This window comes from Neobacillus massiliamazoniensis, from assembly GCF_001048695.1.
Lineage (GTDB): Bacteria > Bacillota > Bacilli > Bacillales > Cytobacillaceae > Neobacillus > Neobacillus massiliamazoniensis.
In genome coordinates, this window is record NZ_CVRB01000004.1 from 148,289 (window position 1) to 161,636 (window position 13,348).

The window sequence follows — 13,348 nt, forward strand, 5'->3', positions numbered from 1 at the left end:
CAGATTCACTCCTTTAGGGCACGATGGGTGTATTAAAACGATATTTTTCGAACATATTCACTGACAGCAAATTCACCCTCAGTTTTATTCTTAACTGCCTCGATATCATAGGGTGCAAACAATTCTGTTAATAGCAGCTCGTTTTCCGTTACACGGAATACAGCTAATTCTGTAACAATAAGGTTGACACACGCTTTCGTTGTTAGCGGCAAAGTACACTCTTTTACAATTTTGGGATTTCCGAATTTATCTGTATGATTCATTAATACAATCACTTTTTTTGCCTTTTGCGCTAGCTCCATTCCCCCGCCCATACCCGGCACTTTTTTTCCCGGAACAATCCAATTTGCAAGGTCACCCTTTTGGCTGACTTGGAGTGAGCCAAGAATAGTTACATCCACTCTTCCACTACGAATCATTGCAAAACTGGTGGCACTATCGCAATAGGAACCGCAGCTGTTCAATGTGACGGGAAAACCGCCGGCATTACATAAATTTTCATCCTCATCCCCTTTATTTGGGCTTGATCCCATCCCTACAATTCCATTTTCCGCATGAAACATGACTTGGATTCCGCTTGATAGATGGTTAGGAACAAGAGATGGAATTCCGATACCGAGATTAACGACCATTCCAGTTTGAATCTCTTCCGCTGCCCTTTTTGCCATTTGATTACGAATATCTATTCCCATGCCCATTTCCAGTTCACCCCCTTAGATTGGATAATATAATCAACGAATACACCAGGGGTAATGATTTCTTCAGGATTCAGACTTCCCATGGGGACAATTTCTTCTACTTCTGCAATCGTTACATTTCCTGCCATTGCCACAAGAGGATTCGTATTGCGAGCACTTTTGTCATAAATTAAATTGCCATATGGGTCGGCTTTTTTGGCATAGACGATGGCTACTTCAGCGGTTAAAGCAGTTTCAATAAGGTAATCCTTCCCATCTAACTGATAGTGGGGTTTATTTGCGGCTACGATTTCATTGTCCACTCCAATATCAGAGAGAATAGCAGCAAGCCCGACACCTCCGGCACGAATTCTTTCTGCCAAGATTCCTTGAGGGGAAAAATCGACCTCCAGCTTTCCGCGATTCATGAGCTGTCCGGCAACTGGATTTGAACCGATATGCGAGGCTATTACTTTTTTAGCCCTTTCCTGACTAATGATTTTCCCAATTCCAATATGAGGAAATCCAGTATCATTTCCAATTAGCGTGATATTTCGAACCCCTTTCTCCAGGATGCCATCAATAACAGTTGGAGGGGAACCAACTCCACCAAAGCCGCCGAACATTAAGGTCATTTCGTCATGAAAAAATTCCAATACCCTTTCTAATGTAGTTATTTTCCCATAAGGATTTTCCATTTATTGTCCTCCATATTCGATTTGAACCTTAAGTAAATCGAGTGTTTCTTTTAATAAAAAAATCAATTCTTTAATCTCCAGTTTTGTAATGGTAAGCGGGGGAGAAATAATAATGGCATCACCATTTACACCATCAATTCCGGCACATGCCGGATACACCAATAAACCTTTTTCTTTTGCAATGGAAACAATTTTTTGCGTAATCATCGCTGTTCTTGAAAACGGGGTTTTGCTTTCCTGATCCTTGACGAATTCAATTCCAAGCAATAATCCTCTCCCACGGACATCACCGACAAACGGAAACATGCCCTTTAGTTTTTCAAGCTCGTTTTGCAAATAGACGGCTTTACATTCGACTTCATTCATAATTTTGTTTTTCTCCAAGTATTCCAGCACTGCTAAGGAAACTGCACATGATTGAGGATTGGCACTTAGTGTATGACCGCTCATCACTGATTTCGACCCAGCCAAAATGGGCTCCATCACTTTTTCACTAGCAACTGTTGCAGCAATGGGAGCATACCCTGCACCCATCCCTTTTCCTAAGGCAACAATATCAGGTATCACATCCCATTGTTCACAGGCTAGCATGGTTCCGGTACGTCCAAACCCAGTCATGACTTCATCAGCGATAAAAAGAATATCATGGTCGTCACAGATTTTTTTGATCACTTTAAAATAATCTTTTGGCGGCGTGATTGCACCACCTGCTGCACCTATGACAGGTTCGGCAATAAAGGCAGCGATTTTTTCAGCGCCAATCCGATTAACAGCCACTTTTAGATCCTGAGCACACAAATAGTTACAACCCGGAGCTTCAAGCTTATAGGGACAGCGGTAACAATAGGGGGGATGAATGACGGGAAAATCCTCTAACAGCGGAGCAAATCTTGCCCTTCTGCCCGGATGACCTGACATGGAGAGCGCACCTAATGTAATGCCATGGTAGCTTACCCATCTTGATAGGATTTTTGTTTTTGTTTGAATCCCCTTTTCCTGCCAGTACTGAATCGCCATTTTCATTGCGGTCTCCGTAGCTTCTGAGCCACTATTCACAAAAAAGCACCAATTCAGTTCACCTAGTGTCATTTTAGCAATTTTCCCAGCAAGCTTTTCTGCAGCTTCACTGGTAAATTGTGAACGGTACACAAATGAAACCTTTTTTGCTTGTTCGTGCATTGCTTCAATAATTTCCTGTACTCCATGACCAATATTGGCGGTAACAGCACCTGAAGCAGCATCGAGGTATTTTTTTCCTTTCACATCATATAAATAGACTCCCTTGCCATAATCAATGACTGGGTATTCTTCGTCTAGCATCGGCTTTATTAGAAATGACTTTTCCACTGGGCTACCACTTCCTTATCCAAATAAGTCAGGCCTTAGTAGATTGTATGAATCATTATTTTGATTCTTTCATCATATTTTAAAAGGTTGTTAGGAAAAGAAAAAAGTCCGCTACTTTAGCGGACTTAAACCATAATCTTTTCCTCTTGCCTTATCGTGGTTGTTTTTTCAATAATATCTCTTGCAATCCACACGCCACATGCACTTGCCTGTGCAAGCCCGCGTGTGATGCCGGCACCGTCTCCACCTACATAAAGTCCGCTTATTTCTGTTTCAAAGCGGTCATTTAATTTAGGCCGAGCGGAATAAAATTTTGCTTCAACACCATAGAACAACGTGTGCTCGGAGGCAAGCCCTGGCGTCACTTGATTCAAAGCTTCAGTCATCTCTATTAAACTTTTTAACGTATTATATGGAAGAACTAAACCGAGATCACCTGGTACTGCTTCTTTTAATGTCGGTTCGATAAAACCTTCTTTAATTCGCTTTTCAGTTGATCTTCTTCCTTTTAATAAATCACCGTACCTCTGAACAATTAAACCACCGTTTGAAAGGCTATTAGCAAGGCGTGAAATTTCATGTGCAAATTCATTCGGCTTATCAAACGGTTCAGAAAATGTATGGGAGACGAGCAGGGCAAAATTCGTATTCGGGCTGCCTAGTTTAGGATCCTTAAAGGCATGCCCATTTGCTAGCATAATTCCTGAATGATTCTCAACCACGACATGTCCGGACGGGTTGCTGCAAAACGTTCTTACCCTTGTTCCTACTGATGTATTAAAAATAAATTTTCCTTCATATAAATGCTCATTAATTTCTTGCATCACAATATTTGATGTTTCCACTCGTACACCGATGTCAACTTGATTGTTGATCATCCGAAGACGACGTGATTTCAATATGTCAGTAAGCCATTTAGAGCCATCCCGACCCGGTGTGATGACAATTTTGTCAGCATAGATCAATTGGTCTCCGTTTAGCTTTATTCCCTTAACGATGTGACCATCAGAAGTTTTTTCGGTTACTATATCTTCAACCTCTTTTTTAAAGGCCACTTCAATTTTTGATTTCAAGTATTCAAATATACTTTTCAAGATTTCTAGATTTTGTTCTGTTCCTAAATGCCGAACCTGTGCGCGTAAAAGCTTTAATCCAGCTGCATAGGCACGGCGCTCAATATCCTTTACTTGATCGGTTAACGGGTCGGTAATATTCCTTGTTGCCCCGTGCTGCAAATTAATTTCATCCACGTAATGAATGAGTTCTAACACTTGGGAATCTGTTAAATAATCAGTCATCCAGCCGCCGAATTCACTTGTAATGTTAAATTTCCCATCAGAATAAGCCCCGGCACCGCCGAAGCCATTGGTGATTGAGCAGGCAGGCAGACACCCTGCAAAATCCTTTCTTCCCGAGGCTGGCGGACATTTTTTAATTTTCTTTTGTAAAATTGGACAATTTCGCAGATAAATATCATGTCCTTTATCTACTAATAAAACCTTTGCGTTTGGCATTTTTAGCGTTAGCTCATAGCAGGCAAAAATCCCTGCAGGACCAGCACCTACTACTATCACATCATATTTTGTGTTCATTGCCAAAAACCCCCAAATTGTTTTTAACTTTACCATTGGTAAATATATCAGAATTAGAGGTATCCGTCAACGTTATAAACGAACTATATTGCAAACCATTAAACAATCGTTCGTGTTTTAGATTTTTTTTATGAAAATAATGATAATTTTAAAAAAGAAACAGCTGACTCCCTAACAGAGTCAGCTGTTTCTTATTCTAAATTAATAGACCCAGCTTGCGCCAATAATAATTAACAAAATAAACAATACGACAATTAACGCAAAGCCGCCGAAGCCGTAGCCAAAACCGCCGCCGAAGCCTCCGCCATAGCCATATCCTGGAAAACAGCAGCCACCATAGCCATATCCAAATCCACCATCCATGCTTCTATTCACTCCTCGATAATTTGTTTCTGTTCATTTTTACATTATGTAGTAGGTACTTGACCTGCATGTGCATTCGCCCAAATTATTAGAAATAGCCATAAAAAAAGCAGCCACCGGCTGCTTATTTTTTAAATAAATGGAGAAATTCACCATAACCCTCTTCTTTTAGCTTTTCTTTCGGGATAAACTTAAGTGAAGCGGAATTGATACAGTAACGTAATCCAGTCGGACCTGGACCATCATTGAACACATGACCTAAATGGGAATCTGCAGATTTGCTCCTCACCTCAGTTCGAATCATGAAATGACTGAGATCGGATTTTTCCACAATCTCATCCTCTTCAATCGGTTTTGTAAAGCTTGGCCAGCCACAACCAGCATCAAATTTATCAAGCGAACTGAACAATGGTTGCCTAGACACGATATCAACGTAAATTCCCTCACGCTTTTCATTCCAATATTCATTTTTAAAGGGTGGCTCCGTTGCATTGTTTTGTGTTACTTCAAATTGGGTGGGTGTCAATTCCTTTTTTAATTGGGCTAAATCTTTATTTTTCACGTTTCTGCCCCCAATGCCTTTGGATGAAATCAGCACGACCAGAACCAATATGATAGGATTCATAGTGCGCAGGATTTTTCTTATAGTATTGCTGATGGTACTCTTCTGCCGGATAGAATTCACTGGCAGGAAGGATTGGTGTGACAATTGGTTTGTTAAAACGTTTACTTTCTTCCAATATCTTTTTAGATTCTTCTGCAAGCCTTTTTTGGGTTTCATTATGGTAAAATATCGCTGTTTGATAGGATTGTCCTCGGTCATAAAATTGCCCGCTTGGGTCGGTGGGATCAATTTGCTGCCAAAATAATTCAAGTAGTTTTTCATAAGGAAAAAGGTCAGGATTGTAGGTTATTTGAACAGCTTCAAAATGTCCGGTAGTGTCCGAACAAACTTGTTGATATGTGGGGTTTTCCACTTTTCCTCCTGTATAACCGGAAATCACGCTGATGATGCCGGGTTGTTCATCGAATGGTTTCGTCATGCACCAAAAACACCCTCCGGCAAAGGTTGCTAATTGATTTGCTTTTTCCATCATATCACTCCTTCTTTACCCTTATATCCAAGTATACAGAATGATAATTCAAAAATAAAATAATGTAAGATTTTTGATAACATCATTCCTATATATATAGGCTGTGTTAATGACTGTTGATTTGCGCTCCAATCAACATTGTTTCAAAAATCAACAATGACCTTTAACACAGCCTATATAAAAAAGTCGATTGAGTAATCAGTAATACCCATTCGACTTAAAATGCATTTAATAAACGTTTCGTTTATGCTTCATTTGTTTATTAATATTTTTCCAATGTTTTTTCTCTTCAGACTGAGCCCGTTTGTCTGTTTTTCTTTCAATATAGGCAAGCTCTTTTTGTAGCTTGTTGTAGCTAATCAGCCTTTCAACATCAAGGAGCCCCTCATCAATTGCTTTAATCACCGCACAGCCAGGTTCATCCTTATGCTGACAATCACGAAATCGGCATTTCTCAGCAAGTTCCACGATCTCTGAAAAGGTTTCAGTTAATCCTTCTGAGCTTTCCCACAGCTGTAATTCCCTCATTCCGGGAGTATCAATTAATATACTTCCGTTCTGAAGCATAATAAGTTCGCGATGGGTAGTTGTATGTCTCCCTTTATCATCCGCTTCACGGATCTTTTGGACTAATTGCTTTTCTTCACCTAATAATCGATTCGTTAAAGTTGATTTACCAACACCAGAAGAACCAAGTAATGCGATTGTCTGTCCAGGCTGCAAAAAGGGCTGTAGCTTTTCGAACCCGTGCATCGTTTCTGAGCTGATGGGGATGATGGGAACACTTCCAAACGCGATTGCTTCTACTTCGGCCATTTTTTCAGACAGATCATCACAAAGATCCGCTTTACTTAAAATAATAACTGGATTGGCACCACTTTCCCAAGTGAGTAATAAGTAACGCTCAATTCTTCTTAAATTTAAATCTTCATTTAATGAATTGACAAGAAAAACGGTATCAATATTTGTAGCAACAATTTGCTCTTCTGCCGTTTGACCAGCAGCTTTTCTTGAAAATTTACTTTTTCTAGGCAATATTGAATATATCGTTCCTTTTCCTTCGTCCAATCTAGGCTTTAATACTACCCAATCTCCGACAGCAGGATAATCCTCCCTATTAATTGTCTCGAAGCTAAACTTTCCTGAGACCTCACACAATATTTCCCCATGCTCAGTCCAAACGCGGTACATTCGCTTATGCTCAAGAGCAACTCTACCAAGAATCAAATTATCTCTATTCTTTAATGCTTCAAAATCACTTTTAATGGTTTCTGTTAATCCAAAATTACTTAAATTCACTTTTTATTCCTCCAATGTATATAATAAAAAACCATAGGCATCACAGCCCATGGTTTTACATACATTGTGGAATAACAGGTATGTAGACCCTAATAACAAAATCCTTGGGCTGTGCAATTACTATTCAAATGACGGTTTAAGTTAATATAAACAATGCTCATTGCACTTCACCCACTTTCATCATTATTTGTTTTTAGTATATGCAGAAATTAACCATTTGTAAAGTAAAAATCCAAATATTCCAATTTAAGGGCTCAATATAGGCACCTACCTATTTATTGTTGAATAAATTAATTTGTAAACGAAAGAATAGGAGCGGATTGTATGTCTGAAAAGAGAACTTATTCAGATTATCTTCAAAAAGCAGCATTATATGATTTACTTGGCCAATTTAATAAATATTCAAATCCAAACCTGCACATGAAATACTATTGGAAGCATTTAAAATATATGAATAAAGCCAATCGATCGATGCGCATTTTGGCCCAATCAATGCAGGAAGAAGCGAAGGTACGTTTTCTCCATACCTCATACGATGCCCCTAATATAGATATCTATATAAATGGGAATCGAATGGTTAAAGACTTGCCATTTAAACAAGTTAGTAATGTGTTACCTTTTAAACCAGGAAAGTATCATATTGATATTTATCCAACCGGCAACATGACGGATAGTTTCCTAAATAAAAATATCTCCGTTGAACCGGGTAAATCCTATACATTCGCTGCTATTGATCATGTTAAGAAAATGCGGCTGCTCAGTTTTCAAGATCAACCCGGCGTACCAATAAATGAAGCAAAGCTACGTTTTATCCATTTATCACCAGACTCAAATGCCATCGATATCGCAGTAAAGGATCGTGATGTTTTCTTCCCTAATGTCCCCTACAAAAGAGCAACTGACTATTTAGGAGTAACCCCAATGACCGTGGACCTTGAAGTTCGTGAATCAGGAACGAAAAACGTCATTCTTCCATTACCTAAAATCCGTTTCAAAGCGAATGAGACTTACTCCATCGTACTCGTCGGCCTAAATAAAGAAAAACCAAAACTTCAAGCCATCATACTCATCAACCCCTCCACCGGTTCCTCAAATGGTGCCTGACACCCTTCGAGGACATATGTCCTTCTGCAGTGGACACTTGAAAAAAATGAGGATGTCTCCCCAAAAAGTGTCAGACCCCTCAACCAAGTGAGGGGTCTGATATTTTATGGACATCTTTATTTTATTGGAACTAACAATGTAAAATCAATGTTATCATTTTTCAAATCAAATTGATCCACTTTTATTTTTATATCACTATTAAGCTTCAATTGCTGCATATTGATATAGACCAGCTTATCATCAGGCCGAATGTCTACTCCTTGTGGAAGTTTATAGGTTTCACTAATAAATTTCAGGACGTATGAAACAGGGAGAGGTAAACTGCCGACGTTGATAGACTTTTGTTTTAAAACTAAATCGCCATTAGAAAGTGCGTCAGGCTCAAAGGTCAGCTTCATATTTATTTTTTCACTAAAAAGTGGTAATGTCCCATATAGTTCTACTTCATCACCCAATACGACTTGATAGGCAATTGGAGAATCAGCAGCCTCTTTTTTCAAATAGTGATTGATCAACATGTTTAAATCATTTTTGTTTGATTTTACATTAAAGGAGACACTGTCCCCACTCTGTACATTCTGTTTGCTTGATTGTTTACTACCTGTTGGTGTCAATAACAACGAAAATATAACAATCAAAATCAAAAGGTTTAGTCCCAATAAAATAAGGAACGCCTTTTTCCATTTATTTTTCATAAAATCCTAATTCTCCTCTTTACTAACCATATACGATTTCTTTTCCAAATCTGGAACAGTGCGTTTCTCCAAGGTCTCATTTAATCTCCCTGCAATCAGTTCATACCCTTTGTCGTTTGGATGAAAATTATCAGTAAATAAAAGGTTTTCATTCGTGTTTTGAAAAATGTCTTGAATATCAACAAAATACGCATTTGGATAGCTAGTTACGACCGTCTGACCTGCCTGATTCCAATCCGAAACAATTTGATCCATTTCCTTAATATTCGAAAACCACTTTGAAAAAGGATTATATAAACCAATCATGACAATAGACACTTGAGGATTTTCTGCAATAATCGCGTCCATAATTTGCTGCAAATGAACTATGTATGATTCCTTTTCTTTTGTAAAATCTGATAGTTGAAGGTTAGAAATATGATCCTTCACTACTTTCATAATATCATTTCCGCCAATTGTCAGAATCACTAAGTCCGCTTTACGCAGTGCTGTTTTCATCTCTTGCGATTGCAGTCTTTTTAATAATTGCGTCGTTCGATTACCCGTTACGCCATAATTATAAAAATCAACCTCATTAATTCCTTTTTCTTTTTCAAGCATCGTTTTTATATAGGGGATGTAGCCGCCATGGCCGGTACTATCACCCACCCCTTCAGTTAAAGAATCACCTGCCGTAACTACCGTTAATTTTCGTGGTAGGAAATCAGCCGGAATTGGCTTATAAACCTGAATTGCAGCTTCTTTTACAGGGAGTAATGCCGATTGGTGCGATTGACTGCATGAGGTCATTAAGAAAATAAAGAGAATTAGAAGGGTGAAAAGCTTTTTCATATCATTCACCTGCCCTCTAAACTAATGTTATTATAACACGACGGGAATATTTCAAAACATAACCTCCTATATTCTATTCGGGATAAAAAAAATAGACCTGTAATAGGCCTATTGCAACGCTTTGATATCATGAATGATTTCATCATAAGGAACATTGTTAAATCCATTATATGATTTTCTAATATGTCCCTTTTGATCGATTAAATAAAGATAGGTTTGATGAATCACTTGACTGCCTTCATCTGGTTTTTTGACGAAAGCCTTATAATTTGTCATTGCGTAGTTTTCAATAAACTGTTGAGTATATCCTGTTAAAAAGGTCCAATTTGTAAAATCCGCTTGAAACTGCTTTGCATAACGGGCAAGTCCTTCTGGAGAATCCACTGATGGATCCACACTAAACGATACAAATTCAACATTCTTTAATCCGTTATCTTTAACCATCTTTTGCAGTTTGGCAACGTGTTGGGTCATTGGAGGACATACATCCGCACAGCTTGTAAAAATGAAGTCTGAAATCCAAACCTTCCCCTTTAGATCCTTTAATCCAAATGATTTATTATCTTGGTTTGTTGCCGAAAAATCCTTTATTGGCCAATCGACAGCATTTTTAATTTCTTTCTTCCCGCATGCAGACAGTAATAAAATAGTAATAACCAACATAATGACAGTAAAACGAAATTTCATAAAATCACCTGCAACTTTCACCTATTCATCGTCAATAATATTAGCAAAGTTATGAAAAAGAAGGAAGTAAACCGCTTTCAAGTCAATCACTCTCATTCTAGAGGGTGTCAGGCACCGACCAGTTTACGGCATTTCTTCGCTCCATAAAGGAACATATATTCTAAAGGTAGTTCCTTCTCCTTTAATGCTCTTTACATCAATATGTCCTCTCATTTTATCTACAATTTGATAGCAGACCATTAGTCCGATTCCTGTTCCCTTTTCCTTAAGAGAGTAAAACGCTGTTCCTAATCGACACAATTCATCAGAAGACATGCCAATCCCAGTATCTGAAATTTCAAACAATCCAAACTCTCCACTTTTTTTCACTTTAAGGGATAGAATGCCTCCAGATTTCATGGCTTCAATTCCATTCTTTACAATATTAATCAATACCTGTTTTAATTCACCCTGGTTCCCTTTTACATATACATCTTCATCCAAAACCATTTGTAAAGTAATGTTTTTTGACATTAAAGCAAAGGTATTCATTAAGTCCATCACTTTTGAAGCTATTTCACTTGCTGTCACTTTTTCGATTTGATCAAGATCTGGCTTTGCTAATGACAGATAGTCGTTAATGATCATCTCTGCCCGGTTTAATTCTTCAATCATTAATTGAATGTAGGTTATTTCATCCTTACTCATATGTTCACTTACTAAAAAGATTTGTAAAAAGCCTCTAACCACTGTCATTGGGTTTCTAATTTCATGGGCCACTGATGCAGCGAGCTGCCCGATTGCATTCATTTTTTCCGCCCTTTGCAATTCCTTTTGAATTCTTGTTTTTGCAATTATTTTATCCATTTCATCAATTGCATCCTCAAAAAAATGGGTGTTTCCCAGATTCACAGTTATCGAGCCAAATTCTTTATATGTATCGGAAAGACGTTCAAATAGAAGAGCTAAATGATCGGTCATTTGATTAAAGTTTTCGCCCAACTTCGCCAAATCTGATTGATCAGAAATATGTAATTTCACGTTAAAGTTTCCCGCACTAACAGCATTAATACCCGAAATGATCTCATGAACAGGTTCAAAAACCTTTTTAAGACCCCATCTTAATGTAAAGTAAACGATCGTTGTAACAAAAAAAATAGAAATAAATAGGTAGAGTCCCATCTTCGATTTATAGGATGTAACACTTGATGCATTGACATTGGCTGCAAAAATGGCAATTATTTTTCCATGATGATCGTAAATGGGCTGAAAAGCAGTTATCCACATACCATTTTGGTCGCGATATATCTGACTGGTAGTTAAATTATTGGTTTCTACTGCCTTGTTATACCCAATAAGGAACTCTTTTCCCGCAGAGTAGGTGCTGAAATTGTCAAGTTCGTATGCACCATCCCTCTTTTTAGCAGTAATAAATGTGAATTTATTTAATTGTATTTTTTTAGTAACGACAACATATCCATTAAAAAATCTGGAATTTTTTTTCATTAGTCTTGCTAAAATCTCATTTAGATTTTTATTTGTATTAGAGTTTTCACTCTTTTTATCAATTACATCTTGAATTACCACTTCGGGAATAGAATCGAACCACAAGGTGGCAATTCCCTTTGCCCGTTCCGTCAATTGATTCTCCATCTGATTTAACTGATAGAAAAGAACAGTACCCGCAGTTGAGACAACGACCAAGAAGGCTATTAAAAAAGAAAATATGAACACCTTTCGATATAAAGGCAATTCCTTCTCATGTTCATTATATGTCATACAAAGATCCCTTTCGCGTTCTACATGATGTAAAAATTCTACATGATAGGTGGAAATTCCTTTTTCATAACAGAAAATTGAAATAATTAGTTTATAAAGTCAAAAACCTCTAAATCTTTTAGTTTAGAGGCTTTTCGACTTATTAATCATAATAATACATTAAAGCAATGGCTCCTGCTCCTGTATGGGTAATGATGGTTGGATTTGTATAATCAATTTCTACATCATTAAATCCTGTCAGTTCATAAATACTTTCTTGTATTCTTATGGCAAGCTCGTAAGCTCCTGCATGGGCAATGCCAACACCACGGATGGTTCTTCCAGAAATATCTTCAGCAAATTGCTTCACTAAAAATTTTACTACTTGTGAATGGCTTCGAACCTTTGTTACGGGTGTATATTCTGCACCCTCCAGTGAAGCAATTGGTTTAATGTTTAACAAAGAACCAATGAATGCTTTCCCCTTCCCAATTCGTCCACCTTTAACAAGATTTTCTAACGTGTCAACCATGACGTATAGCTTAGTATGATTGGAAATAGTTTCTAACCGCTCCAGAATTTCTTCGACACTCTTCCCCTTCATGGCGAGTGTAGAAGCTTCTTTCACTTGAAAAGAGAGTGCCTTTGAAATAAACTTTGAATCCACAACTGTTACCTTCGTATTCGTCATTTGAGCAGCACACTCGGCGGACCGAACAGTTCCACTCATTTTCCCTGACATATGGATCGATAACACTTCATACCCTTCTGCTCCAAGCTGGTCATACACTTGAAGAAAAGCACCTGTAGATGGTTGAGAACTTTTTGGTAATTCTTCAGATTTATTCATAAGTTTGATAAATTCAACAGGATTTAAATCTACACGGTCTAAATAAGTTTTGCCATTTATGGTTACTGTCAAAGGCACGACCACAATGTCAAGATTTTCAATTACTTCTGTAGACAAATCTAATGTTGAATCGGTTACAATTTTTATTTTGTTCATTAATTCACATCCCTACCAATACTCCTATGTATTATACAGGTTACTCCCTCTTAAATAAATAAAATCTCCCATTTTCTTAAGTTTTTATTAAAATGCTCTGTTAAACTTTCCTGTTGATTTCCGTTCAAGAAGCTCGCTTTCCGAGGGCGGTTCGGGAGCCTCCTCAAGCAGTAAGCCTGCGGGGTCTCCCTTGACCCGTTTTTCCCGCAAGAGTCTCG

14 protein-coding genes are annotated in these 13,348 nt (G+C 37.9%); 1 reads left to right on the top strand and 13 read right to left on the bottom strand.

What is annotated here, in order from left to right:
* Window positions 1-32 precede the first annotated feature (32 nt).
* From BN1082_RS18515 to rsgA, 8 genes are all read right to left on the bottom strand, one after another.
* A complete protein-coding gene (locus BN1082_RS18515) occupies window positions 33-698 on the bottom strand; it encodes a 3-oxoacid CoA-transferase subunit B (RefSeq protein WP_090636859.1) in 666 nt (221 codons plus the stop codon).
* A complete protein-coding gene (locus BN1082_RS18520) occupies window positions 683-1,375 on the bottom strand; it encodes a CoA transferase subunit A (protein ID WP_090636862.1) in 693 nt (230 codons plus the stop codon). Before BN1082_RS18520 ends, BN1082_RS18515 begins: the two co-directional genes overlap by 16 nt.
* A complete protein-coding gene (locus tag BN1082_RS18525; RefSeq protein ID WP_090636864.1) occupies window positions 1,376-2,722 on the bottom strand; it encodes an aspartate aminotransferase family protein in 1,347 nt (448 codons plus the stop codon).
* A 125-nt stretch (window positions 2,723-2,847) separates the two neighbouring features.
* Window positions 2,848-4,314 (bottom strand): NAD(P)/FAD-dependent oxidoreductase, encoded by a 1,467-nt coding sequence (locus BN1082_RS18530; RefSeq protein ID WP_090636866.1) that lies wholly within the window; start codon window positions 4,312-4,314, stop codon window positions 2,848-2,850.
* 201 nt (window positions 4,315-4,515) lie between these two features.
* A complete protein-coding gene (locus BN1082_RS28940; RefSeq protein ID WP_090636868.1) occupies window positions 4,516-4,677 on the bottom strand; it encodes a YjcZ family sporulation protein in 162 nt (53 codons plus the stop codon).
* A gap of 124 nt (window positions 4,678-4,801) precedes the next feature.
* Window positions 4,802-5,239: a peptide-methionine (R)-S-oxide reductase MsrB gene (gene msrB / locus BN1082_RS18540; protein WP_218055170.1), complete on the bottom strand. Its 438-nt coding sequence runs from the start codon at window positions 5,237-5,239 to the stop codon at window positions 4,802-4,804.
* Window positions 5,229-5,771: a peptide-methionine (S)-S-oxide reductase MsrA gene (msrA, locus tag BN1082_RS18545; RefSeq protein ID WP_176699871.1), complete on the bottom strand. Its 543-nt coding sequence runs from the start codon at window positions 5,769-5,771 to the stop codon at window positions 5,229-5,231. The genes msrB and msrA overlap by 11 nt, the downstream gene beginning before the upstream one ends.
* Before the next feature lie 228 nt (window positions 5,772-5,999).
* Window positions 6,000-7,070, bottom strand: a complete 1,071-nt coding sequence (gene rsgA, locus BN1082_RS18550; RefSeq protein WP_425412178.1) for a ribosome small subunit-dependent GTPase A — start codon at window positions 7,068-7,070, stop codon at window positions 6,000-6,002.
* 324 nt (window positions 7,071-7,394) lie between these two features.
* Between rsgA and BN1082_RS18555 the strand changes: the two genes are divergently transcribed.
* A complete protein-coding gene (locus tag BN1082_RS18555; protein ID WP_090636874.1) occupies window positions 7,395-8,174 on the top strand; it encodes a DUF4397 domain-containing protein in 780 nt (259 codons plus the stop codon).
* Window positions 8,175-8,290: 116 nt separating this feature from the next.
* Here BN1082_RS18555 and BN1082_RS18560 read toward each other — a convergent pair whose 3' ends face one another.
* From BN1082_RS18560 to BN1082_RS18580, 5 genes are all read right to left on the bottom strand, one after another.
* Entirely contained in the window at window positions 8,291-8,869 is a 579-nt protein-coding gene (locus BN1082_RS18560; RefSeq protein ID WP_090636876.1) for a YpmS family protein, read from the bottom strand.
* A gap of 6 nt (window positions 8,870-8,875) precedes the next feature.
* Window positions 8,876-9,700 carry an SGNH/GDSL hydrolase family protein gene (locus BN1082_RS18565; RefSeq protein ID WP_090636878.1) on the bottom strand — a complete coding sequence of 275 codons (825 nt, stop codon included), beginning with the start codon at window positions 9,698-9,700 and terminating at the stop codon, window positions 8,876-8,878.
* Between the two features lie 108 nt (window positions 9,701-9,808).
* Window positions 9,809-10,387, bottom strand: a complete 579-nt coding sequence (locus tag BN1082_RS18570; protein WP_090636879.1) for an SCO family protein — start codon at window positions 10,385-10,387, stop codon at window positions 9,809-9,811.
* Between the two features lie 123 nt (window positions 10,388-10,510).
* Entirely contained in the window at window positions 10,511-12,145 is a 1,635-nt protein-coding gene (locus BN1082_RS18575; protein WP_090636881.1) for a sensor histidine kinase, read from the bottom strand.
* Window positions 12,146-12,287: 142 nt separating this feature from the next.
* Complete coding sequence (locus tag BN1082_RS18580; RefSeq protein ID WP_090636884.1) at window positions 12,288-13,130, bottom strand: DegV family protein; 843 nt, start codon at window positions 13,128-13,130, stop codon at window positions 12,288-12,290.
* Between the last annotated feature and the right edge of the window lie 218 nt (window positions 13,131-13,348).

Excerpts from the sequence above, each read along its gene's own strand:
- BN1082_RS18515 (WP_090636859.1), bottom strand. The coding sequence starts at position 698 with ATGGGCATGGGAATAGATATTCGTAATCAAATGGCAAAAAGGGCAGCG.
- BN1082_RS18520 (WP_090636862.1), bottom strand. The coding sequence starts at position 1,375 with ATGGAAAATCCTTATGGGAAAATAACTACATTAGAAAGGGTATTGGAA.
- BN1082_RS18530 (WP_090636866.1), bottom strand. The coding sequence starts at position 4,314 with ATGAACACAAAATATGATGTGATAGTAGTAGGTGCTGGTCCTGCAGGG.
- BN1082_RS28940 (WP_090636868.1), bottom strand. The coding sequence starts at position 4,677 with ATGGATGGTGGATTTGGATATGGCTATGGTGGCTGCTGTTTTCCAGGA.
- msrA (WP_176699871.1), bottom strand. The coding sequence starts at position 5,771 with ATGGAAAAAGCAAATCAATTAGCAACCTTTGCCGGAGGGTGTTTTTGG.
- BN1082_RS18555 (WP_090636874.1), top strand. The coding sequence starts at position 7,395 with ATGTCTGAAAAGAGAACTTATTCAGATTATCTTCAAAAAGCAGCATTA.
- BN1082_RS18560 (WP_090636876.1), bottom strand. The coding sequence starts at position 8,869 with ATGAAAAATAAATGGAAAAAGGCGTTCCTTATTTTATTGGGACTAAAC.
- BN1082_RS18565 (WP_090636878.1), bottom strand. The coding sequence starts at position 9,700 with ATGAAAAAGCTTTTCACCCTTCTAATTCTCTTTATTTTCTTAATGACC.
- BN1082_RS18570 (WP_090636879.1), bottom strand. The coding sequence starts at position 10,387 with ATGAAATTTCGTTTTACTGTCATTATGTTGGTTATTACTATTTTATTA.
- BN1082_RS18575 (WP_090636881.1), bottom strand. The coding sequence starts at position 12,145 with ATGACATATAATGAACATGAGAAGGAATTGCCTTTATATCGAAAGGTG.
- BN1082_RS18580 (WP_090636884.1), bottom strand. The coding sequence starts at position 13,130 with ATGAACAAAATAAAAATTGTAACCGATTCAACATTAGATTTGTCTACA.